We start from the raw sequence: 21,114 nt of genomic DNA on the forward strand, positions 1-21,114 counted from the left end.
GCGATGGCGGACGGCGGTTCCGGCGGCTACCAGGTCCATCCGGACGAACTGGCCGCGCACGCGAAGGCGGTCGAACAGGTCGGCAAGACGCTGGGGCAGGCGTTGTCCGCGGCCGAACAGGTGACGATGGGCGTGCAGGCCTACGGCATGATCTGCGGCCCGCTGTTCGTGCCGATCGTGCTGGCGGTGAGCGCTCCCGGCCTCGCCACGCTCGGGCTTGCCGCCGAGGCGATGGGCGAGGTGTCCGGCGCGGTGACCACGGCGGTCACGACCTATCAGACCGCGGAGCAGAACCACGCGCGGGCCATCGGCAAGCTGGGGGAGAAGCTTTCATGAGCAATCCGCTGGTGGCGCAGCGGCAGGATTCGACGACCTGGCATTCCGGGATCAGCGTTCTCGACGACGCCGCGGGCGTGTACGACGGCGTGCAGTCCGGTTCGTGGATCGAGGGCGGGATCGCCGGGCTCGGCGCGGGCCTGGACATGCTCACCATCGCGATGAACCCGGTCGGCACGCTGATCTCCTACGGGCTGAACTGGCTGATCGAGCACGTCAAACCGTTGCAGGACGCGCTGAACCAGCTGGCCGGCGACGGCGACCAGATCGCGGCGTACTCGCAGACGTGGAAGAACGTCGGGGCCGCGACGCAGCAGGCGGCGAAGGACCTGGCCGAGACGGTGCAGAAGGACACCGCGAACTGGCTGGGCGGCGGCGCGGACGCCTACCGCGAGAATCTGAAGAAGAAGATCGACCACATCAACGCCGCCGCGACGTGCGCGAACACGATCGGCACGGTGGTCGAGGTCGTCGGCGTGGTCACCGCCGCGGTGCGCTGCCTCGTCCGCGACATGATCACCCAGGCGGTCGGCGACTTCATCCAGGACGCGCTGGAGGAGGTCTTCTCCCTCGGGCTCGGCACGCCGGTCGTGGTGGCGCAGGTGGTCGAGCAGGTGTCGGCGTGGATCGAGAAGATCGGTGCGCTGATCAAGAAGCTGATCAACTCGGTCGAGAAGCTGCGGCCGATGATGTCGAAGCTCGAAGAGATCTTCGCGTCGATCAAGAAGGTGCTGTCCGACCTCCACGGCAAGCCGCGCGAAGGCGGCGACGCGACCCATGTCTCGTCCGCGGACGAGCCGCACACCCCGGCGGGCAAGCCGTCGCACGGCGACGGAGCGCACGCGCCGGACGAGGGAACCGCGCCCAGCGGAGCGGAACCCGGAGGCGGCAGCCCGCACGATTCCCCGGGGAAGCCCGGCGAACCCCACGCCCGCGAAAGCACCGATCCGGCGAAGGACGGGCGGCCCAACGACGGGAAGTGCACCGGCGGCGACCCGGTCGACCTCGCCACCGGCGAAATGCTGATGTCCCAGACGGATGTCGAACTGCCCGGCGTGCTGCCGCTGGTGCTGCGCCGGACGCACGTGTCGAGCTACCGGCTCGGCCGCTCCTTCGGCTCGTCCTGGGCGTCCACAATGGACCAGAGAGTCGAGCTGGACGCGGAAGGCGTCTGCTATGTCGGCGAGGACGGCGTCACGCTGACCTACCCGCTGCCCGCCGAGGACGGTTCGCCGGTCGTTCCCTCGCACGGCGTCCGCTGGCCGTTGCGCGCGCTGTCGGCCAGCGAGTTCACCGTCACCAGCCCGGCCGACGGACTGGTCCGGCATTTCCGCGCCGCGCCGGAAAACGGGGCTCCGCACCGGGTTCTGCTGTCCGCGATCGCCGACCGCAACGGGAACACCGTCACGATCGTCCGGGATCCGGACGGCTTCCCGGCTTCGCTCGAGCATTCCGGCGGCTGCCGCATCGCGGTCGAAACGGTGGCCGGCCGCGTCGTGGCACTGCGCCTGGCCCGCGCGTCCGGCGGCGACATTCCGCTGGCCAGCTACGAGTACGACGCCCAGGGAAGGCTGTCGGCGGTCGGCAATTCCTCCGGCCGGGCCCTGCGGTTCGAGTACGACCGGGCGGGCCGGGTCACCACGTGGACCGACCGCAACGGGCATTGGTACACCTACCACTACGACGAGGCGAGCCGGGTCGTGCGGACCGACGGCAGCGGCGGCGCGCTCGCCTGCACGATCGGCTACGACCCCGGCAACCGGGTCACGACCTACCGCGATTCGCTCGGCGCGGTCAGCGTTTTCCAGTTCGACTCCGCCTGGCAGCTGGTGCGCCAGACCGACCCGCTCGGCGCGACCACCCTGTTCGAGCGAGACCGCTTCGGCCGGGTCACCGCGGAAACCGATCCGCTGGGGCACACCACGCGGCACGAATACGGCCTGACCGACGAACCCGTCCGGACGATCCATCCGGACGGCAGCGTCACCAGCACGGTCTGCGACGAGCACGGCCTGCCGGTCGCGGTGGTCGACGCCGACGGTGCACAGTGGACATACCGGCGCGACGAACGCGGGAATATCGTCGAGGAAACCGATCCGGCGGGCGCGGTCACCCGGTACGAGTACGCCGAATTCGGCCACCTGCGCGCCGAAACCGACGCGCTCGGCAATGTCCGGCGCATCGAGACCGACGCCCGCGGCCTGCCGGTGGCGCTGACCGACCCGCTCGGCCGGACCACGCGGATCGCCCGGGACGAGTTCGGCCGGATCACCGCGGAAACGGATCCGCTGGGCCACACCGTGCGGACGTCGTGGACGGTGGAGGGAAAGCCGCTGGCCCGGATTCGCGCGGACGGGACGGTCGAGCGCTGGCGGCACGACCCGGAGGGCAACTTCGCCGAGTACTCGGTGGACGGGGTCCCGCAGCTGTCGGTCGCCACGACCCATTTCGACCTGCCAGTCGCGCAGACCGGCGCGGACGGCGGACGGATCGAGTTCGGCTACGACACCGAGCTGAACCTGACCTCGGTCACCAACGCACAGGGCGCGGTCTGGCGCTACGAGTACGACGCGGCCGGTTTCCTCGTCCGCGAAACGGATTTCAACGGACGCGTGACGACCTATGCGCGGGACGCGGCCGGCCGGCTCGCCGGGAAAACCAACGGGGCCGGGCAAAGCGTCACTTACCAGCGCGACGCCCGCGGCAACATCGTGGCGGCCCAGTCCCCGACGGACAGCCAGCGCTTCGCCTACGACCGCGCGGGCCGGCTCGTGTCCGCGGCGAACCGGGATTCGACCGTCGAGCTGACCAGAGACGCGCTCGGTCGCGTGCGCGCCGAGACGGTGAACGGCCGGACGGTCGAGTCGGAATTCGACGCACTCGGCCGCTGCGTGCGCCGACGGACCCCGAGCGGCACCGTGACGACCTGGGAGTACGACGCCGCCGGGTCGCCGGTCGCGCTGCGCAACGGCAGCCGGGTGCTGAGTTTCGGGTACGACGCGGCGGGCCGGGAAACCGTCCGGACGACCCCGTCCGGCGTGCGGCTCGCGCAGTCGTGGGACCAGACCGACCGCCTGGTCGGGCAGGCCGTGCTCGGCGGGGGCGGCGACCCGGCGCGGTAGGTGCAGCACCGGACGTTCCGCTACCGCCCGGACGGCAGCGTCGTCGCCATGACCGACCGGATCCACGGCGCGCGCCAGTTCGACCTCGACGGGTTCGGCCGGGTCACGCGGGTGCGCGGCGAGCGCTGGTCGGAGCAGTACACCTACGACGGATCGGGCAACCTCGCCGGCGAAGGCGCCGAGGTGTGGCGCAGCACCGGAACTCTGCTGCACGACGCGGGCGCGCTGCGCTACCAGTACGACGCGCAAGGCCGGGTGGTGCGCAAGCAGCGCGGCGCCGAAGTGTGGCAGTACGACTGGAACGCGGACGACCAGCTCGTCGGCCTGGTCACGCCGGACGGGACCGGGTGGCGCTACCGCTACGACGCGCTGGGCCGGCGGATCGCGAAGGAACGGCACGTCGGCGGCCAGGTCGCCGAGCGGGTCGAGTTCGTCTGGGACGGCACGACGCTCGCCGAGCAGAGCACCGCCGGGCAGTCGCTGACCTGGGACTACGACCCGTCCTCGCACCGGCCGCTCGTCCAGGTGGAGCGCGGGGGCGCCGACGAGCGGTTCTACGCGATCGTCACCGATCTCGTCGGCGCGCCGACCGAACTGCTGGACGAGCAGGGCGGGGTCGCGTGGTTCGGGCAGAACACGGTGTGGGGCAAGCCGATCGCGCACGGCGGCACGACGACGACCCCGCTGCGGTTCCCCGGCCAGTACGCCGACCCCGAATCGGGGCTCAACTACAACTATTTCCGCTACTACGACCCGGAAACCGCCCGGTATTTCAGCGCCGACCCGGTCGGCCTCGCCGGCGGCTACTGGCCGCACAGCTACGTGCCGAACCCGCTGACCTGGCTCGACCCGCTCGGTCTTTCCCTGCTCGACGTCAGCAAGAACGGCGTGCGCATCGTGGTGCACGAGTACGACGTCGACAAGCCCGCGCACGCGCACGTCACCGGCGGCGGGGGCAGGGAGGTCCGGATCGGGCCGAACGGCCATCCGATCGACGGCCAGCCGGAGCTTTCCGGCAGGCAGCGCGCCGTGGTGGGAGAATACAAAAAGGAGGTCCGGAAGGCCGTCCGCAAGCTCGGCAAGCGGAACCAGGCGGAGGAAAGGGCCGAGGAAGAGCGGAAGCGGGCCGCAAAGGGATGCACGAAGTGACGACGTTGCGAGCCGATCTGACCGCGTTGTTCGCCGCTGCCGGGCTGACCGGCGTGGACGTCGACGCCGCGGTCGCGGACGAGCACGTCCGGTCCGCCGCTTACCGCCGGGTCGTCGCGGCGGGCGGGGCGGATCCCCGCGAGCTGGCGGCGGTGCTGGCGCGGGATCCGCAACCGCTGACGGCCAAGACGGCGGTGGTGGAGCTGGTCGACCAGGTCGCGGGGGAGACGGCCGACCCGGCGGAGTTCCGGCGGCTGGCGGAGGGGATCGTCGCGGAGGCGGACCGGCTCGCGCCGGCGAAGGACCGGGAGTTCGTCCGGCAGCGGGCGCGGGACTGGGAACTGTGGCTGGAGACCGAAAACGGCCGGGTCCCGGACGCCGCCGGCCTGGAGTCGGCGAGCGACTGGATGCAGCGGCGGCTGGCTGACTTCTCCGCTTCGCGGGAGGTGCTGGCATGGCTGGCCGAGCACGGTCGGACGAAGAAGATCCGCAACATCGCCGCGAACCGCGCGACCTGAAGCCCCGGCTGGGAGTCTGCCGACCCGGTTTCGATCACGCCGGGGGAGCGGCCTCGGCTTCCTCGACCATCTCGACGAGTTCGGCGATGTGCTCCCGGGCGGTCTCGTCGCCTGGGAACCATTCTTCGGCCGCGGCCGGCAGCTTCTCCCGGATGACCTTCATGATCTCCGCGGCTTGCTCCGCGGAGCAGACGCCGAGCGAGAAGAACGCGTAACCCCCGGCCACGAAGTCGCGCAGGTTCGCGGCCAACGCCGGGTCCTCGACCTCGTCCGCGACGAACCCGAGGACCCGGCGCAGCAGCCCGCGGCTCGGCATCCAGTCGAGGAAGTCCAGATCGGCCTTCCCCGGCGGATCGACGATGAAATCAGCGGATACGGGGCATCTCGCGACGAAGAGGGAAGGAGCGATGGCGGATACCGCGCAGACGGGTCGTCTCGCTGACAGCGCGGACGCTGCCGGAAACGCGAACGGCCCGCCGGTGAAGATCATCGACGGGCCGGGCGCGGAGAACAATCATGCTGGTGGGCGATACTGGGATCGAACCAGTGACCTCTTCGGTGTGAACGAAGCGCTCTCCCCCTGAGCTAATCGCCCGTTGTGCAACGCACCAGTCTGGGGGGACTGGAGTGCGCGATACTGGGATTGAACCAGTGACCTCTTCCGTGTCAGGGAAGCGCTCTCCCGCTGAGCTAATCGCGCTTGCTGCCGTGCAACGTGTCGTAAACATTAGCGGACGCCTCGGCGCCGCTCGCACCGGGGGGCCGGTTGCCGGACTGCGCTGGTCACTGTCCTGCGTGGACAGTCATGCGCACGCCTTCGGCCAGCCGGTAGGGGCGGGTGTCGACGATGGCGCCCAGGAGCCGGCGCAGGCGCGAAACCTCGGCGCGGACGGTGACCAGGTGCTCGGCGTCTCCGTAGAGGGCGTGGCTCAGCGCGACCGCGGACAGGCCGTCGCGGCCGGCCTTTTCGAGGCGGACCAGGATTTCCGCGTGCCGTCTGGTGATCGGGCGGCGCCAGCCGGTGTCGCCTGTTTGGAGGCTGAGCAGCGGGGCGGGCGTGAGGTCCAGGTCGAGCCGGACGGTGCGGGCGGTGTCGGCGGGGCGGACGAGCCAGCCGTCGGCGATGGGTTCGGGGAGGCAGGCTCCCAGGCCGGGGACGGCGACGACCTGGCCGGCTTGGGGCGCGGCGATGCGTTCGCCCGCGGAGACGCCGACGCTGTGCGCGACCCAGCCGTCCTCGTCCACGACCAGCGCGGGTCCGGACGACAGCACAGGTTCAGCCATCTGGCGCAGTCGTTCGAGGCGCTGGCGGTGGGTGCGCCACAGCTGCGATTCGGCCAGCCGCTTGCCGGTTTCGACGAGGGCGCCGATCGCCGGGTGCAGGGTCAGCGCGGGGCCGCTGACGTCGATGACGCCGAGCAGTTCGCCGGTGCGCGGGTCGTGGATCGGCGAGGCGGTGCAGTACCACGGGTGCTGGTTCTGCTCGAAGTGTTCGCCGGCGAGCAGTTCGATCGGCGCGGCCTCGGCCAGCGCGGTGCCGATCGCGTTGGTGCCGACGCGGGATTCGGTCCATTCCGAGCCTTCGACGAAACCCAGCGTGTCCGCCTTGCGCCGGACGGCGGACGAGCCTTCGCGCCACAGGATGATGCCGTCGGCGTCGGTGACTACCAGGAGCATGTGCGCCGAATCGGAGGTCGCGCCGACGACCTGGCGGAGGTCTTCGATGACGTGCCGCAGCGGGGAGTCGTGGCGGCGGCGTTCGACCTCGTCGCCGGGCACCGAATCGCGGGCGTTCATCCCGTCGGCGGTCAGGCCGAGGCTCAGCACGCGGGACCAGGAACGCGAGACGAGCGGACGCGGCGGCACCGCGGGACGGCTGCCGCCGATGACCGCCTCGTGCATGCGGACGAGGTCGCGGGCGTAGGTGGGCAGGTTGCGGCCCGGAGGCACCGCGCTGTGCACCACCACAGTCACCTCCCGCACCGTCGCGTCAGCGGCCCAGCATAGGTGACCTGCGCCGACGTTGTCATGCCTCGGCGCGTGCAACTCGCTGCAACCCTTGCCGCGCGCCTCGGCCGGGGAGTGTGATCGGCGCTACACCCACGACAGCGACGTCCGAGGAGTAGCGATGACACAGACCGTCGACCGGATCGCGGAGGCGAGCACGCCGCAGGCCCGGGTCGAGGACTGGCTGGGCCGGTTCGAGGCCGCGCTGGCCGCCCGCGACATCGAAGCCGCCGCGGGGTTGTTCGCGGTCGATTCCTATTGGCGCGACCTGGTTTCGTTCACCTGGAACCTCAAGACCGTCGAGGGCCGCGACGGGGTCGCCGGGCTTCTCGGCAGCTGTCTGGAGACGACTGACCCGAGCGGGTTCCGCACCACCGAACCGGCCACCGAGGCCGACGGCGTCACCGAGGCGTGGATCGAGTTCGAGACCGCCGTCGGACGCGCGAAGGGGCACCTGCGGCTGAAGGACGAAGGCGCGTGGACGCTGCTCACCAGCCTGCGCGAGCTGAAGGGTTTCGAGGAGCCGCAACGGGAACGGCGGCCCAAGGGCGTCGAGCACGGCGTGGTGCGCGGCCGCCGGTCGTGGGCGGAGAAGCGGGCCGAGGAGCAGGAGACGCTCGGCTACGGCCAGCAGCCCTACGTCGTCGTGATCGGCGGCGGGCAGGGCGGGATCGCGCTCGGCGCCCGGCTGCGCCAGCTCGGCGTGCCGTCGCTGGTGGTGGAGCGCAACGACCGGCCCGGCGATTCGTGGCGCAAGCGGTACAAGAACCTCTGCCTGCACGACCCGGTCTGGTACGACCACCTGCCCTACCTGCCGTTCCCGGAGAACTGGCCGGTTTTCGCGCCCAAGGACAAGATCGCCGACTGGCTCGAGATGTACACGCGGCTGATGGAGGTGCCGTACTGGACGCGTTCCACGGTCACCTCGGCGGTGTGGGACGACGACGCGAAGCAGTGGCACGTCACGGTGGACCGCGACGGCGAGCAGGTCGTTCTCACGCCGCGGCACGTGGTGTTCGCGACCGGCATGTCCGGCAAGCCGAATCTGCCGTCGTTCCCCGGCATGGACAAATTCCAGGGCGACCAGCACCATTCGTCGCAGCACCCCGGACCGGACGCGTACGCGGGCAAGAAGGCGGTCGTCGTCGGGTCGAACAACTCGGCGCACGACATCTGCGCGGCGCTGTGGGAACACGGCGCGGACGTGACGATGGTGCAGCGTTCCTCCACGCACATCGTGAAGTCGGATTCGCTGATGGACCTCGGCCTCGGAGACCTGTACTCGGAGCGCGCGGTGGCCGCGGGCGTCACCACCGAGAAGGCCGACCTGATCTTCGCGTCGATCCCGTACCGGATCATGCCGCAGTTCCAGATCCCGGTGTACCAAGCGATCCGCGAGCGCGACGCGGACTTCTACGCCCGGCTCGAGGCCGCCGGCTTCAAGCACGACTGGGGCGACGACGGTTCCGGCCTGTTCATGAAGTACCTGCGCCGCGGGTCCGGCTACTACATCGACGTGGGCGCGTCGGAACTCGTCGCCAACGGCAGCATCAAGCTCGCGCACGGCCAGGTCGACCACCTGACCGCGAACTCGGTGGTGCTGGCCGACGGCACCGAACTGGAAGCCGACGTGGTCGTCTACGCGACTGGCTACGGCTCGATGAACGGCTGGGTCGCGGACCTGGTCGGGCAGGAGACCGCGGACAAGGTCGGCAAATGCTGGGGCCTCGGCTCGGAAACGACGAAGGACCCGGGTCCGTGGGAGGGCGAGCAGCGCAACATGTGGAAACCCACCCAGCAGGAGGGATTGTGGTTCCACGGCGGGAATCTGCACCAGTCGCGGCATTACTCGCTGTATCTGGCGTTGCAGCTGAAGGCGCGGTTCGAGGGGCTTGAGACGCCGGTGTACGGGCTGCAGGAAGTGCATCACCTGTCTTGAACGGGAACCCGGTGGCCGCCTCGCTGCGGTCGCCGGGTTTTTCCTTGCCGCGGCCGGGCCGTCGTCGCGAGCCCGCCTGAAGCGCTGCGACGCGGATCGCTTCACGGGCTACCATCCGCCTGTGGTCGAAAAGGTCGTCGCGGATCAGCTCGGCTTCCTCGCCGTCCACCTGGCCCAGTGAGGACGAGCGATGACGCGTATTCACGACCTGCTCCGCAGCGCTCCGGCGGACGCCGTCGGCTGGACGGCCGGGTCCCGCGACCTCCGGTTCGGCGAAATGGACGCCTGGTCGGACCGGATCGCCGCCGATTTCCTGCGGCGAGGCGTGCGGCGCGGCGACCGGATCGCGGTCAACGGGCGCACGACGCCGGAGTGGCTCGCGGTGTATTTCGCCGCGGCGAAGACCGGTGCGGTGGTGGTGGGATTGAGCCCGCGGTACCGGGAAACCGAATTCGCGCACATCCTGAACGACTCCGGCGCACGGCTCGTGGTGACCGAACCTTCGGCGGGGGACGTCGATTTCCTTGCCCTGCTGGGAAACCTCGGGGTGCCGGTGGCGACTTTCGCCGAGCTAGGCGTCGCAGAGCCCGACGAGGCGCTGGAAGCCGCCGCGGCGGCGGTCGAAGCGGACGACCCGGTGATGATCATCTACACCTCCGGCACCACCGGCCGTCCGAAAGGCGCGACGCTGACCCATCGCGGCCAGCTGGCGTCCGCCGCCGCGGAAGCCGACCATCTCCAGTTGAACCCTGCCGACGTGCTTCCGGTGGCCGTTCCGCTGAACCACGTCAGCGGCATTACTTGCTGCATCCTGTCCGCGTTGGTCGCGCGCAGCCGGACGGTGTTGTTGCCGTCCTTCGACACCGGCGCCGCCGCCGAGTTGTTTCGCACGGCCGGTCTGACCTTGTGGGTCGGCGTGCCAACCATGCACACGCTGCTGCTGAATCACGAGCGTTTCGCTGGCGTCGACACCGCCGCGATCCGCGTCGTGGTCACCGGCGGGGCGAATGCGGAACCGGCTCTGCTGCAACGGCTTACGGCCGCGTTCCCGAATGCGGTCGTGATGAATCTGTATGGGCTGAGCGAGGTCTCCGGGGCCGTGGTGATGACGCCGTGGGGTGCGAGCACTGAAGCGACCGAACGCTCAATCGGAGTTCCTTTTCCCGATGTGGAAGCGAAAATCGCGGCCCCGTCCGGAGAAGCGCTGCCGGTGGGGGAAACTGGCGAATTGCTGCTCCGCACCCCGTCGATCATGGCCGGGTACCACAACCTGCCCGCGGAAACCGCGGCCGCGATCGACGCGGACGGCTGGCTGCACACCGGCGACATGGCCCGCGCGGACGAGCACGGGTACCTGACCTTGCACGGCCGCGCCAAGGATATGTTCGTCCAAGGGGGCTTCAATATCTACCCGGTCGAGGTGGAGAACGTCCTGGCCGCGCATCCCGGGGTGCTGCTGGCGGCCGGGATCGGCGTGCCCGATCCGGTGCTGGGGGAGATCGGCCGGTATTACGTCGTCCCGGCACCGGATTCGGCGGTCACCGAAGCGGAACTGAAACAGTTCTGCGCGGCGAAGGTGGCCGATTACAAGGTTCCGCGCCAGATCGTGCTCCGGGACAGCTTGCCGCTCACCCCGGCCGGCAAGGTGCGAAAAGCCGCCCTGCGCACGGAAAACGGCTGATCAGGCGTTTGCCTCGACCGCGTCCTGGATCACCCGGGCGGCGTCGGCGAACGCGTCCGGATTCGGCCCGGCGTAGTTGAGCCGGAGGTAGCGGCCGGTCGGTTCGGCGGGGAACCATTCGTCGCCAGGGCCGATGATCACCCCGGCGGACTCGCAGTCGCGGACGACGCGCGCCAGGTCGACCGTTCCGGGCAGCCGCGCCCAGAGGTTCAGCCCGCCCTGCGGCACGGATTCCACCCGCGCCGCGGGCGCGTGTTCGCGGAGGCCGGCGAGCAGCAGGTCCCGGCGGGTCTTGAGCTGGTGCCGGACGCGGCGCAGGTGGGTGCGCCACGCGGGCTGGGTCACGACGTCGAGCGCGACCGTCTGCAGGACCGTGCTGACGTACATCGACTCCGCCAGCGTGTCGACGAGAATCCGGTCGCGCGCCGGGCCGCGGGCGATCAGCGCGGCGACGCGGATCGCGGGGGAGACGCTCTTGGTGAGGGAGCGGAGGTAGACCACGTGGCCGTCGTCGTCGCGGCCGGCGAGCGGCCGCGGTTCCGCGGTGATGCCGAAATCGTGCGCGGAATCGTCCTCGATCAGGAACGCGCCGTGCCGGCGGACGGTGTCGAGGACGCGGTCGGCCAGGTCGGGCTGCCACAGCGCACCGGTCGGGCTGGCGAAACTGGGCTGCGCGTAGAAGGCCCGCGCGCCGGTCTGCTCGAACGTCCTGGCCAGCACGTCGGGGTCCGGTCCGTTCGGGCCGCTCGGCACCGGCACCACCGCGACGCCCGCTTTCGTCGCGGCGAGGATCGCGCCCCAGTACGTCGGGGATTCCAGCAGCAGCGGCTGTCCCGGCCCGGCCAGCGCGCGGAAGGCGGTGACCAGTCCGCTCTGGCTGCCCGGGGTGATCACCACGTCGCGCGGGGTCACCGGGGCGATCCCGGCCGGGGTGACCGCGCGCAGTTCCGCGGCGAACCAGGCCTGCAGTTCGGGAACGCCCGCGGTCGGCGGCCGTCCGACCAGTGCGGCGGTTCGCGCCGCCCGGGAGAACGCGCTCCGGACGAGCCGCTCCGGCAGCAGCTCCGGGTCGGGGTAGCCGGAATGAAGCGCTACTGTGTCAGTGGAGGCCGGCTGCAGCGACGCGGGTGGTTTGAGCAGCCCGTGCCCCGGGGTGCCGAGCGCGGCGGTCTGCCAGCCGTAGTCGCCGGACCCGGTGGCCGGCGCGGCGCGGACGAACGTGCCGACTCCCGGCAGACTTTCCACCAGTCCTTGGGAAGACAGGCTGCGCAGTGCTTTCTGGACAGTCACCGGACTGGCCGAGTACCGAGCGACCAGCTCCCGCGACGACGGCAGCTTCGCCCCGGCCGGCGCGGTGGCGATCCATTCGCGCAGTGTCGAGGCGATGCGGGAGCTGCTATCGTCGGACATGAAACTGAAGGATAGCGCTACTCTCCCGGCAGCACCGGCGCTACCCCGGGCCGGGCTCTGGTGGGGCCTGCTCGGCGTGGTGGCGTTCTCGTTCACCGTGCCGTTCACCCGGATCGCGGTGGAAAACGGCGGCCTCTCGGCGATGTTCATCGGCTCCGCACGCGCGGTGGTCGCCGCGGTGCTCGCGACCGTCGCGCTCGTCGCCACCAAACAACGCTTCCCGCGCGGCACCCAGTGGTTCCGCCTCGCCGTCGTCGCGGGCGGCGTGGTGATCGGGTTCCCCCTGTTGACCTCGTACGCCCTCACCACGGCCTCCGCCAGCCACGGCGCCGTCGTCATCGCGTTACTCCCCGCCGCGACGGCCGTAGTAGCGGTGCTTCGGACGCGCGAACGTCCACCCGCGACTTTCTGGGCACTGGCCGCGGTCGGCGCGGTCGCGGCGATCGGCTTCGCTGTCCTGCAAGGCGGTGGCCTCAATGGACTGCAATGGTCGGACGCGCTTTTCTTCGGCGCGGTGCTGGCCGCCGCGGTCGGCTACGCCGAGGGCGGGTTGCTGGCGCGGGAATTGGGCGCGTGGCAGACCGTTTCGTGGGCGCTGGTGGTGGCCTCGCCGTTGATGGTCGCGCTGACCGTCGTGTCGATGGCGAGCCACCCTCCACATGCGACAGTGGGCGAGTGGGCCGCGTTCGGCTACCTGGCGGTGGTGAGCATGTATTTGGCCTTCTTCGCGTGGTACCGGGGATTGGGACTCGGGCCGATGACGCGGGTCAGCCAGGTGCAGTTGGTGCAGCCGGTGCTGAACCTGGCGTGGGCGGCGGTGTTCCTGGGCGAGGCACTGACCTGGCAGACCGTCCTGGGCGGGCTGGCGGTGATCGGCTGCGCGGGAAGTGCGGTGCGGGTGCGGACTTCTCGCGGCTAGGCCCAGTAGTCGCGGTCCGGCAGCCGGATCCAGGCGTCGGGCGGGCCGGTGACCGAGCGGTTGTCGACGGGCCGCAGTCCGGCGTAGGCGAAGCAGTAGGCGAGTGCGTGGCCTTGGTACAGGCAGGACAGCAGCACGTCGCCGTCCTCCTGGGGCTCGCCGCCGGGGTGCAAGTCCCAGCCGATGATCTCGCCGTCGCGCATGATGCTGCCCTGATTGCCGCTCTTGGGGTTCGCGTACATGCCGTAGCAAGTCGTGCCCGCGGACAAAGCCTTGGTCACGCCGGGCATTTGCGGCGCGAACCCCCACGGCTGTGCGAGCACGCACCCGCCGGGCACCTCGGTGGCCCAGACGGTGCGGGCGACCAAGGGATCGAACGGGTCGTCCATCATCTCCTCGTAGACGCCGTCGACGACCTCGGCGGCCAGCCTGCGCACCGCTTCCGCGACGTCGATGCCCGCGACGCACGCGATGCCCAAACCTTCCACGTACGGAGTGTCGACCGCCGGAATCAGCCGCCGGCTCTCTTCGACAACCGCGATTTCCTCTGTTGTCAACGAAAACCCCGATCCAGGCAGTTCCGGCGTGGGGCTCGCGAGGCTCAGCCGGGCCGGCGGCCAGCCCGACATCATCTCCCGCGAAGGATCCGCTCCCGCGGCGACCAGGACCCTTGCGTTGTCCGCCCGATGCGCGGCCACCGCCCGCCACAGCGCGGTCCGGCCGTACGACAGGGCGTCCACGTCGTCCACCCGCGCCGCCAGTTCGGCGACGACCTCCGCGGACCCGTACTCGGCCGCGGTGTGCAGCGGAGGGTCGTAGAGGAAACCGACGTTCGGGTCGACCCCTTCGTCCAGCCGGGCCCGGACTTTGCCGAGGTCGGTCCAGTTTTGCCAGGCGAAGCCTCTCCACCCCTCGTTCCTCATGCCGCCCAGCATGCCGGACCAGGCGTGCCGGTCGGTGCGGAACTCGGAAACCGCCGGAGCAGCCGTGAGACTAACCGTTGCAAAATACTAACCGTTGTTGTTAAGTTGGCGGCATGAAAGCAGTGCGCTTCGCCGCCTACGGCGGCCCCGAAGTCCTCGAACTGGCCGAAGTGCCCGAACCCCACGCCGGTCCCGGCCAGATCCGCGTCGCCGTGCGCGCGGCGGGGGGTGAACCCGCACGATTGGCGCACTCGCGAGGGCCAGTTCCAGCGGATCCGGCCGATCGAACTGCCCTCCGGCGTCGGCCAGGACGCGTCCGGGGTGATCGACGAGGTCGGCGAGGGCGTCACCGGCATCGCAGTGGGCGACCAGGTGCTGGGCCGAGGTTCCCAGACCTACGCCGAATACGCGGTGCTGTCGTCCTGGGCGCGGTTGCCGTCCGGGCTGACCTTCGCCGAGGCGGCCGGGTACCCCTCGGTGGTCGAGACCGCACTCCGCGTGCTCCGCCTGGTCGGTGTCCACACTGGACAGACGCTGGCGGTGAGCGGCGCCGCAGGCGGGGTCGGATCGGCGGTCCTGCAGGTCGCGCGCGACCGGGGGATCAAGGTGATCGGCACGGCCAGCCCGGCGAACCAGGAGTACGTGCGAAGCCTGGGCGCGATCGCGACCACCTACGGCGAGGGCTGGGTCGACCGGGTGCGCCAGTTCGGCCCGGTCGACGCCGCCCTCGACCTCAACGGCACCGGAGTGCTCCGCGGTTTGCTGGACCTGACCGGGGATCCGGAGAAGGTGATCACCATCGCCGACCTCGAGGCCCCGATGCTCGGCATCCGGTTCGCCGGGGTGGGCGGAAACATGACGGAAGCCCTGGCCGAGACAAGTCCTATCCGCTGGCCGAAGCGTCGGCAGCACACGCGGACAGCCAGGCCGGACACCCGCGGGCGCCGGGTTCTGCTGGTCTGACTTGTCAAGAGCCGGGGCTCCGCTCGCGCTCGTTCCGCTGCGCGGGGGCGAGAGAATTGGGAGAGGCGCTGTCGCGGGCGGTCGCGCCGATGGTGGCGCATGACGCGCTCCGGTGGTGGTCGGTGATTTCAACGGTGACGGTCGTGCCGACCTCGCGCTGACGCCGGGTCCGAACACTCCGTGGTGGTACACCTTGCCGGTGGCGTTCTCGAAGGGAGACGGCACTTTCACCGTCTCCAACAGCGCCGCGAACGACTTCGCGGGCTGGGCCCGTAACCCAGGGGCCCGGGTGGTGGCCAGCATGGGGGTCTGGCCCACCGCCGTCGCTGGCGACCCTGAGACGGGCTGCCAGCGGCACCGCGTCGCGCGCTCAACGCCCTCAACCAGTCACTCGCCGCACTTCATCCGCGATCACCCGGGCGAACCTTCCGTGCGAGGGCACGCTGAAGTGCGTCCCGTCGGCTCCCGTCTCCGCCACGGCGGCAGCGTCGACGAACGTCGCTCCGTGCGCCGCCGCGAGTTCCGCTAGCGGCTCGGCCAACTGCTTCGCCTTCGCCGCCGATGTCGTGTCGTAGGAGGCACCGTTGACGTCCGCGAAGTCCGGCGCGGCGACGTCGATGTGCGCCGGTGACACCAGCACCACCTTCGGCGGCTGCCCGGCCTCCGTCCTGCCGTATTCGGCGATGTCCTCCAGCAGCCGACCGATCGCGGCGACCACTTCCGCCGCCGTGCGCCCGAATTGAATCTTCAGGTCGTTGGTCCCGAGCATCAGCACGACGACCTCGATCGGGTTGTGGCTCAGCAATGCGGGCAGCAGGTAAGCACGCCCATTGCGGCCTGGCCGGTTCATCGACTCCGGATAGTCCAGATCGGTGGTGCGGCCGCCGAGCCCTTCCTCGAGCACGTGGTATCCGCCGCCGAGAAATGCCGCCAACTGCCCGGTCCACCGCACCTCGGCGGGCCACCGTCCCTTGTCGACTTCCTCGGAACGCTGGCCGTAGGTGTTGGAATCGCCGTAGCAGAGCACGCTGATCATGCAATTGCGCAACGCTTCTGCGGCACCGTTATTCCCCAGGTTTCGCTTCGGCAACCACCGCCGCGCTCACGTATTCGGGCACTCGCCGGAGATCCGTAGGCTCCCGAGATGAGTTTCCAGCACGGTCACCAGTTCGAGTTGCAGCCGCAGCGCCTCTTTCGGTGCCGCCCGGAGGATGGCCCGGATCCGCGACGAGACGTCCGCGGGAACGGTGAGATCGCCCAGGTGCCGCTGGACGGTGCCCAGATCGAGGGAAGGGTTGGGCAGGTCGTTGACAGCCCAGGCCGTGCGGAGCAGGTCGTCGGTCATCACCGCGGCCGCCCAGCCGATCTCGATCGGATCGTCCCGGCGGAGCACGTCCAGCATCTTGGGGCGGACGTGGTGCCAGAGGGAAGCGTAGTGGGTCTTGATCGACGCTGGAACCCGGTAGCGCGCATGGATTTCGGCGACGCTGGCGACAAGGCGGGCGATTACGCCTTCGGGGTCGTAAACGATGACGCCGTCAAGGAACGCATACCCCCAAGACTCGTCGCCGACGCGGTCAGGAGCGAAGCGTTTTCGCCACTGATTCGCGGTGTACGCGAGGAAATCAACGGGCACCGGGCGGGCCCGCGAACGCCACGAGGCAACGTGGTCCGGCGCGACGGTCACCACCAGCACGTCAAGATCGGAATCGACCCGCGCGGTGCCGCGGGCTGCCGAACCGCCGAGCACCACTCCGCGCACACCGGGCTCGGCCCCGAGTTCGGCGACGATGTCCTGCAGGACGCGGCGGTGCAGGGGAGTGGGGAACCGAATGCTCGTCACGACTCTCCTTTGCCGCAAGGAAAACGCGTCGCACAACGATACGAGAGATAAGCGGAGCGCCAGCCTCCGCGTCAAGTGCGGGCGGCTCTGGTTCGGCTGAGGTGGCGCACTCGGAGCCGCCAGCGGTGCGACCCAACCGGGCACCGCGAACCGGCGCGCCGTCGGAGGTGTCGCCGCGTGCTCGGTAACGCCACTAAGCGCGTTCGGCGTGGACAGGTTCGCGGGCCGGACGGCCTCGCGCTAGCCAGGGCTGCGAATAAAGCAGTGCGGCGAAGAGGATGAGGCCGCCGATTTCGACCAGGAATTTCACGTTGTCGGGCACGAGTCGCAGGTTGAGTGCGATGTAGACGAAGACCAGAAGGCCGGCGAGGAAGCGTCGGATATCGCTGCGCTGGTTGTCGAGGGTGATTGCGACTACGCCGATGACCAGGGGTGCGAGCATCACGAATACTCGCTGGGTGTCGGTGGCGACCATCCGTCCGGCGAGGCAGCAGAGCGTCAGGTAGATGCTGGACACGAGCAACGGGTTGAACGGGCCGCGTTGGCGGTACAGGCGATAGAGCCCGTAGGCGAAGATGATCCAGAAGAAGTGGAATGTGTCGAAGAGTGCGGCGTGTTCGCTGCGTTTGTTGGATGACAGCGCGAAGACGATGTTCGAGGCGAGGCTGTGGTTGCCTTGGCCGCTGCCGAAGCTGTAGCTGCCCCCGATGAAGTTCTGTGCCCACAGGCGGAAACCGGCATACACCAGCGCCGCGGCTGCCGTTGCGAGCACGCCGAACCACACTTGGCGATCACGCAGTGACCGCGACCGGGTCCAGGCCAAGAGCGGGTACAGCGGGGCGAGCAGCAGGGTGGTCTCTTTGTTGATGGTGCCGACGATGATGACGAGGGTGAACAGCAGCAGTTTGCGCTTGAACAGCAGCCACAAGGCGATGAGGTAGAGCAGGTTGTTCAGCGGGTCGACGAGGAATGGGTTGCTGAACGCGTAGGGGCCGTACCAGAAGGTGCAGGAGAGGGCGATGGCCGCGAGCGCTGAGGTGAACAGTTGCAGGTTGAGGTGCCGCCAGCAGAATTCGAAGAACACCAGGGTGCATGCGAGCGTGACGACGGCGGTGAACCCGAGCCAGAGCACGTCGAGCGGGAGTCCGGTTATCTTGCCGGCCAGATGCACGAGCCACGGGCTGAGCATCCTGAGCGCGAAGGGGTTGTCGACCTGCGCCCCGGTGTGTTCGGACATGGCGTAGTAGCTGAGCGCGTCGCCCCAGGCTTTCTCGTGTGCGCGCGCGTCGAGCGGGGCGTAGGAGATGAAGTTGATCAGCGCCGCGGTTGCCAGCGTCAGGTACACCGCCGCCCGCCGGACGGCCGTGCTTCGCTCAGCGGTCTTGCGCGAGACGGGAGTGGACGGCTCGATCCCTGTGGTCACCTGCGTGAGCGTAACCAAGGGCGGCCGCTGTCGATGAGGGACTCGTCGGCAAGCCCTCGGATCGTTCAGTGTCTTGCTCATGCTCAGCGGGCATCCGGCGACGCGCGAGATGGGCTTGGAAGTGACTTCGCTGGAGAGCGGCCATGTTGGATGGAGTATTTACGCCAAGGCGATACGGCTTCCCGCAAAGGTGGAACAGCTGATCTGGTTCATGAGGCACGAGTCAGATGAATCGATCGCGACCTGGGCGGCCCTGAAGTGTCTAGAAGAATCACTGAGGTCGTTTCGGGAAAAATTGGTAACTGCGCTTCCGGTCGGCGATTCGCAGGACTTCGCTAGGTTGAGGATGATGGATCTCTCGGTTCTTGACGAGTTGGTTTCGCGGCCGGATGAGCCTGTTGATCCGACTTTGATGGAAAACTGGTCGCAGTGGCTTCAATGGCGTGCCGCAAAGTGTTCCACCAGTCGGCAGGTTCTTGCGTATCTGAGTTCTTCTGAGGCTACGAAGCGAATCAGGCGAGAGGCACTGGCTTGAGCGAAGGAAGTAAGTGCTTGAGGGTTGATGCCGATTGCTGCAGGTGCGCTGGGGCGCAACCGGTTTCCTCGCCTGTGGGCCGCTGGGGTTAGTTCCGAAGGTTTGGGCCTGGCGTTGTTCTCGCGAATAGGCGCGTTGCCCGCTGCCCTTAACCTCGAGAAGCGCGAGGCTGCGACTTCCATAGTCCAGACAATGTGCGACTGGAGGCGTCCGACCTTGCCGCTTGCCGTCGCCGGGGACGCGCTGACTCTTGTCGTTGGTGCGCACTAGCTGAACGTCGTCGGCGGTTATGCGGCTTCGCCCGATGCGGTGGTCTTTGGGGACTGTCGATGTGGAGGGGCTGTGGGTCGACGGGCGAGGTCTATGTCGAGGCTGAGTTGCTGGGGTGACCGGCGGGCTCGGGTCGGCTGGCTGGGCGTTTCGGCGGCTGGCGGGTTCGCGGTTGGTTGTGGTGCGCTTGCTGTCGGTAAGTGCGGGTGCCGGGCGAGGTGGTGGAGTTTGCGGAGGTGTCGCTGGACGAGTCCGGCGCGGCGGGCTTCTTCGAAGAGGGCTCGGGAGGCTCCGTTTCGGGCTCGTCGGCTGAGGTGGGGGTGGTCGGGCATGGGCGTTCCTGGCGTCGGCTGGCTGGTTGAGGGCAAGATCACGAATACGTGTCGGCCTGGTTGAGCCGTCGTGACGGGGGAGTGACCCCCTGCGGCGGGGCCGATGGGCGGAGACGTCGAAGCGGGCCGACGAGACGTGTGGTGTGCTCGCCAATCCGGACGGTTTTCCGACGGTTCGGCCACCCGTTACGGGCTTTGCCTGGTCAGGGATTCCCCTGACCAGGCCGTTTGTGCCCCCGGCAGGACTCGAACCTGCGACCTAGAGATTAGAAGGCTCTTGCTCTATCCAGCTGAGCTACGAGGGCCCGGGTGGCTGACAGCTGCTGACCTCCAGCAGGGGCAGCTTAGTCATCGCCAATCTCTCGATCGTTCGACACCGTCGAATCGTTTCAGCCTCTGTTCGTCGGATTTGGGGGTGCGCGGGGGAGGAATGCCACAGCGCGCGACGGTTTCGGTACGCACTGCGCGGGCGCGCGGGCCGGTGCGGCGGGCGGATGGGGGTTTGTGCAGCTTGAGCACCTGGATCTCCTGGCGGGGCGGTCGGCGGGACGGGGGTCGGGGGCTTCGCGGCCGGGGCGGAATGTGGCGATCTTGTGATGTAGGACGTCTGACCTGGGGGAGGACGATTGGGCGGTTCGGCGGTTGCGGTGCGGGAATGGGGTGTCGCGGCGTCGGGTCGTGGTGCTGGACCACAGGCGGGCGTGGTTAGGGCGGGATTGAAGCTGGTGCCGGGAGGGATGTCTCCCGGACCGCGGGCGGCCGTGGTTCGGGCAGTCGGACGGGGTGGGCCGAGGGTGAAGCTGGTGCCAGGTGGGATGGTTCCTCGACCATGGCCGGGATGTGGTCTGGGTAGTTGGAGGGTGGGGCGCACGCTGGCGTCAGGTGGGATGTCGTCCGGACGGCGGTCGGGTGTGGTTTGGGTAGTTAGAGGGTGTGGCGCAAGCTGACCTCAGGAGGCATGTCTCCCGGACCACGGCCAGCCGCGGTCCGGCCGGGCCGCGGCTCAAGTGCCCGGCAGGGGCAACCCTGCGACACCGCAGGAGGGCCTCACCTCCCGCTCCCAGGTCGGGGGCCGGGAGCGGGAAGCGAGGGTCAGGGGCCCGTGGGCGCGGATTTCCGGGCTGCGCGCCCACGGGCCTGGGGCCGCTCGGGGGTGCGGCCCCCGGGCCGGCGGAACTGGGGCTGCGAGTCGACTCGGCCTGGAGCTGCCTCGTTCGCCTGGCCCGGCTCTAGGGGGAGGGCTATTCCCACACCTTCAGGGCACGCACCGCGAACGGGGACCGCGGAACGTACGTGCCACCGCCCGGATAGGTGATGAAATCGCCCTCCGTGGAACAGTCTGCTCCTTGGTAGACGGTGACGTCTCGGGTCATCCGGTTGACGAAGGAATGGCCTTGGAATCCCTCGGGCAGGGGGATGCAATCACCCGGATTCGCCGTGCGCAGGTCATAGCTCTGTGCGTGACCGGAATAGGTTTCGGTGTTCCACAGGCAGAACTCGCCCGCACCGCAGGCGGGGGCGGGAGGTGCGGCCTGGGCCAGGCCCGAAGTGGTCAGGAGGCCCGCGGTGACCAGCACCAATACGGCGGGCAGGCGGGGCGGCCGCGAGTGGCGGCCGGCGAAGGGCAGGGACGGCAGCAGGCGGCGGAACATCATGGGAACTCCCCCTCGATCGAAGCGGCGCCGGGCGAAAGGACCGGCGGGCATCCCGGGAAACCGGGGCGTGTCTCCACCTTGGCGGGTTC

At 69.4% G+C, this 21,114-nt stretch carries 16 protein-coding genes, 3 tRNA genes and 2 pseudogenes; 10 read left to right on the top strand and 11 right to left on the bottom strand.

Annotation, left to right across the window (positions count from 1 at the left end; genetic code table 11):
• Positions 1 to 3: 3 nt before the first annotated feature.
• Genes F9C11_RS18740 through F9C11_RS18755 form a run of 4 tightly spaced genes read left to right on the top strand, consistent with a single transcriptional unit; the run spans position 4 to position 5,125 of the window.
• Positions 4 to 336: a type VII secretion target gene (locus F9C11_RS18740; RefSeq protein ID WP_409186159.1), complete on the top strand. Its 333-nt coding sequence runs from the start codon at positions 4 to 6 to the stop codon at positions 334 to 336.
• Positions 333 to 3,458, top strand: a complete 3,126-nt coding sequence (locus F9C11_RS18745; RefSeq protein ID WP_409186160.1) for a DUF6531 domain-containing protein — start codon at positions 333 to 335, stop codon at positions 3,456 to 3,458. Before F9C11_RS18740 ends, F9C11_RS18745 begins: the two co-directional genes overlap by 4 nt.
• Positions 3,459 to 3,506: 48 nt before the next feature.
• Entirely contained in the window at positions 3,507 to 4,607 is a 1,101-nt protein-coding gene (locus F9C11_RS18750) for an RHS repeat domain-containing protein (protein WP_409186161.1), read from the top strand.
• Entirely contained in the window at positions 4,595 to 5,125 is a 531-nt protein-coding gene (locus F9C11_RS18755; protein WP_409186162.1) for a hypothetical protein, read from the top strand. The genes F9C11_RS18750 and F9C11_RS18755 overlap by 13 nt, the downstream gene beginning before the upstream one ends.
• A 34-nt stretch (positions 5,126 to 5,159) precedes the next feature.
• Here the strand turns inward: F9C11_RS18755 and F9C11_RS18760 are convergent, their stop codons facing one another.
• From F9C11_RS18760 to F9C11_RS18775, 4 genes are all read right to left on the bottom strand, one after another.
• Positions 5,160 to 5,441 (bottom strand): hypothetical protein, encoded by a 282-nt coding sequence (locus tag F9C11_RS18760; RefSeq protein ID WP_409186163.1) that lies wholly within the window; start codon positions 5,439 to 5,441, stop codon positions 5,160 to 5,162.
• Positions 5,442 to 5,645: 204 nt separating this feature from the next.
• Positions 5,646 to 5,720 (bottom strand) — tRNA-Val (locus F9C11_RS18765).
• Between the two features lie 33 nt (positions 5,721 to 5,753).
• Positions 5,754 to 5,825 (bottom strand) — tRNA-Val (locus F9C11_RS18770).
• A gap of 83 nt (positions 5,826 to 5,908) precedes the next feature.
• Positions 5,909 to 7,099 carry a transcriptional regulator gene (locus tag F9C11_RS18775; protein ID WP_409186164.1) on the bottom strand — a complete coding sequence of 397 codons (1,191 nt, stop codon included), beginning with the start codon at positions 7,097 to 7,099 and terminating at the stop codon, positions 5,909 to 5,911.
• Positions 7,100 to 7,253: 154 nt separating this feature from the next.
• Between F9C11_RS18775 and F9C11_RS18780 the strand changes: the two genes are divergently transcribed.
• Positions 7,254 to 9,071: an NAD(P)-binding domain-containing protein gene (locus F9C11_RS18780; protein ID WP_409186165.1), complete on the top strand. Its 1,818-nt coding sequence runs from the start codon at positions 7,254 to 7,256 to the stop codon at positions 9,069 to 9,071.
• A 190-nt stretch (positions 9,072 to 9,261) separates the two neighbouring features.
• Complete coding sequence (locus F9C11_RS18785; protein WP_409186166.1) at positions 9,262 to 10,752, top strand: class I adenylate-forming enzyme family protein; 1,491 nt, start codon at positions 9,262 to 9,264, stop codon at positions 10,750 to 10,752.
• On the opposite strand, the gene F9C11_RS18790 is transcribed toward F9C11_RS18785, so the two are convergent.
• The gene (locus F9C11_RS18790) at positions 10,753 to 12,162 is read right to left on the bottom strand and encodes a PLP-dependent aminotransferase family protein (protein ID WP_409186167.1); all 1,410 of its coding nucleotides are present in this window, start codon (positions 12,160 to 12,162) and stop codon (positions 10,753 to 10,755) included.
• Between F9C11_RS18790 and F9C11_RS18795 the strand changes: the two genes are divergently transcribed.
• The gene (locus F9C11_RS18795) at positions 12,161 to 13,081 is read left to right on the top strand and encodes a DMT family transporter (RefSeq protein ID WP_409186168.1); all 921 of its coding nucleotides are present in this window, start codon (positions 12,161 to 12,163) and stop codon (positions 13,079 to 13,081) included. The genes F9C11_RS18790 and F9C11_RS18795 overlap by 2 nt on opposite strands.
• Here the strand turns inward: F9C11_RS18795 and F9C11_RS18800 are convergent.
• Entirely contained in the window at positions 13,078 to 14,004 is a 927-nt protein-coding gene (locus tag F9C11_RS18800) for an ankyrin repeat domain-containing protein (protein WP_409186169.1), read from the bottom strand. The two genes, F9C11_RS18795 and F9C11_RS18800, sit on opposite strands and share 4 nt — an antisense overlap.
• A gap of 113 nt (positions 14,005 to 14,117) precedes the next feature.
• On the opposite strand from F9C11_RS18800, the pseudogene F9C11_RS18805 reads away from it, so the two are divergent.
• Positions 14,118 to 14,967 (top strand): annotated as a pseudogene (locus tag F9C11_RS18805) (NADP-dependent oxidoreductase).
• A gap of 112 nt (positions 14,968 to 15,079) precedes the next feature.
• Positions 15,080 to 15,127 (top strand): annotated as a pseudogene (locus F9C11_RS18810) (hypothetical protein); the annotation flags it as partial.
• 219 nt (positions 15,128 to 15,346) lie between these two features.
• On the opposite strand, the gene F9C11_RS18815 reads toward F9C11_RS18810, so the two are convergent.
• The 3 genes from F9C11_RS18815 to F9C11_RS18825 form a co-directional block, all read right to left on the bottom strand.
• Complete coding sequence (locus F9C11_RS18815) at positions 15,347 to 16,003, bottom strand: GDSL-type esterase/lipase family protein (RefSeq protein WP_409186170.1); 657 nt, start codon at positions 16,001 to 16,003, stop codon at positions 15,347 to 15,349.
• Between the two features lie 66 nt (positions 16,004 to 16,069).
• A complete protein-coding gene (locus tag F9C11_RS18820) occupies positions 16,070 to 16,810 on the bottom strand; it encodes a nucleotidyltransferase domain-containing protein (protein WP_409186171.1) in 741 nt (246 codons plus the stop codon).
• 193 nt (positions 16,811 to 17,003) lie between these two features.
• A complete protein-coding gene (locus tag F9C11_RS18825) occupies positions 17,004 to 18,233 on the bottom strand; it encodes a hypothetical protein (RefSeq protein WP_409186172.1) in 1,230 nt (409 codons plus the stop codon).
• Between the two features lie 79 nt (positions 18,234 to 18,312).
• On the opposite strand from F9C11_RS18825, the gene F9C11_RS18830 reads away from it, so the two are divergent.
• Positions 18,313 to 18,768 carry a hypothetical protein gene (locus F9C11_RS18830; RefSeq protein ID WP_409186173.1) on the top strand — a complete coding sequence of 152 codons (456 nt, stop codon included), beginning with the start codon at positions 18,313 to 18,315 and terminating at the stop codon, positions 18,766 to 18,768.
• An 833-nt stretch (positions 18,769 to 19,601) separates the two neighbouring features.
• Here the strand turns inward: F9C11_RS18830 and F9C11_RS18835 are convergent.
• A tRNA-Arg gene (locus tag F9C11_RS18835) sits at positions 19,602 to 19,675 on the bottom strand.
• A 936-nt stretch (positions 19,676 to 20,611) separates the two neighbouring features.
• Complete coding sequence (locus F9C11_RS18840) at positions 20,612 to 21,022, bottom strand: peptidase inhibitor family I36 protein (protein ID WP_409186936.1); 411 nt, start codon at positions 21,020 to 21,022, stop codon at positions 20,612 to 20,614.
• Between the last annotated feature and the right edge of the window lie 92 nt (positions 21,023 to 21,114).

Source organism: Amycolatopsis sp. VS8301801F10 (assembly GCF_046195355.1).
Classification (GTDB): Bacteria; Actinomycetota; Actinomycetes; order Mycobacteriales; family Pseudonocardiaceae; genus Amycolatopsis.

What these genes read in the sequence shown, in the direction of transcription:
- F9C11_RS18790 (WP_409186167.1), bottom strand. Translation starts at nt 12,162, where the DNA reads ATGTCCGACGATAGCAGCTCCCGCATCGCCTCGACACTGCGCGAATGG.
- F9C11_RS18740 (WP_409186159.1), top strand. Translation starts at nt 4, where the DNA reads ATGGCGGACGGCGGTTCCGGCGGCTACCAGGTCCATCCGGACGAACTG.
- F9C11_RS18760 (WP_409186163.1), bottom strand. Translation starts at nt 5,441, where the DNA reads ATGCCGAGCCGCGGGCTGCTGCGCCGGGTCCTCGGGTTCGTCGCGGAC.
- F9C11_RS18755 (WP_409186162.1), top strand. Translation starts at nt 4,595, where the DNA reads ATGCACGAAGTGACGACGTTGCGAGCCGATCTGACCGCGTTGTTCGCC.
- F9C11_RS18780 (WP_409186165.1), top strand. Translation starts at nt 7,254, where the DNA reads ATGACACAGACCGTCGACCGGATCGCGGAGGCGAGCACGCCGCAGGCC.
- F9C11_RS18750 (WP_409186161.1), top strand. Translation starts at nt 3,507, where the DNA reads ATGACCGACCGGATCCACGGCGCGCGCCAGTTCGACCTCGACGGGTTC.
- F9C11_RS18745 (WP_409186160.1), top strand. Translation starts at nt 333, where the DNA reads ATGAGCAATCCGCTGGTGGCGCAGCGGCAGGATTCGACGACCTGGCAT.
- F9C11_RS18795 (WP_409186168.1), top strand. Translation starts at nt 12,161, where the DNA reads ATGAAACTGAAGGATAGCGCTACTCTCCCGGCAGCACCGGCGCTACCC.
- F9C11_RS18785 (WP_409186166.1), top strand. Translation starts at nt 9,262, where the DNA reads ATGACGCGTATTCACGACCTGCTCCGCAGCGCTCCGGCGGACGCCGTC.
- F9C11_RS18800 (WP_409186169.1), bottom strand. Translation starts at nt 14,004, where the DNA reads ATGAGGAACGAGGGGTGGAGAGGCTTCGCCTGGCAAAACTGGACCGAC.
- F9C11_RS18830 (WP_409186173.1), top strand. Translation starts at nt 18,313, where the DNA reads ATGCTCAGCGGGCATCCGGCGACGCGCGAGATGGGCTTGGAAGTGACT.
- F9C11_RS18840 (WP_409186936.1), bottom strand. Translation starts at nt 21,022, where the DNA reads ATGTTCCGCCGCCTGCTGCCGTCCCTGCCCTTCGCCGGCCGCCACTCG.
- F9C11_RS18815 (WP_409186170.1), bottom strand. Translation starts at nt 16,003, where the DNA reads ATGATCAGCGTGCTCTGCTACGGCGATTCCAACACCTACGGCCAGCGT.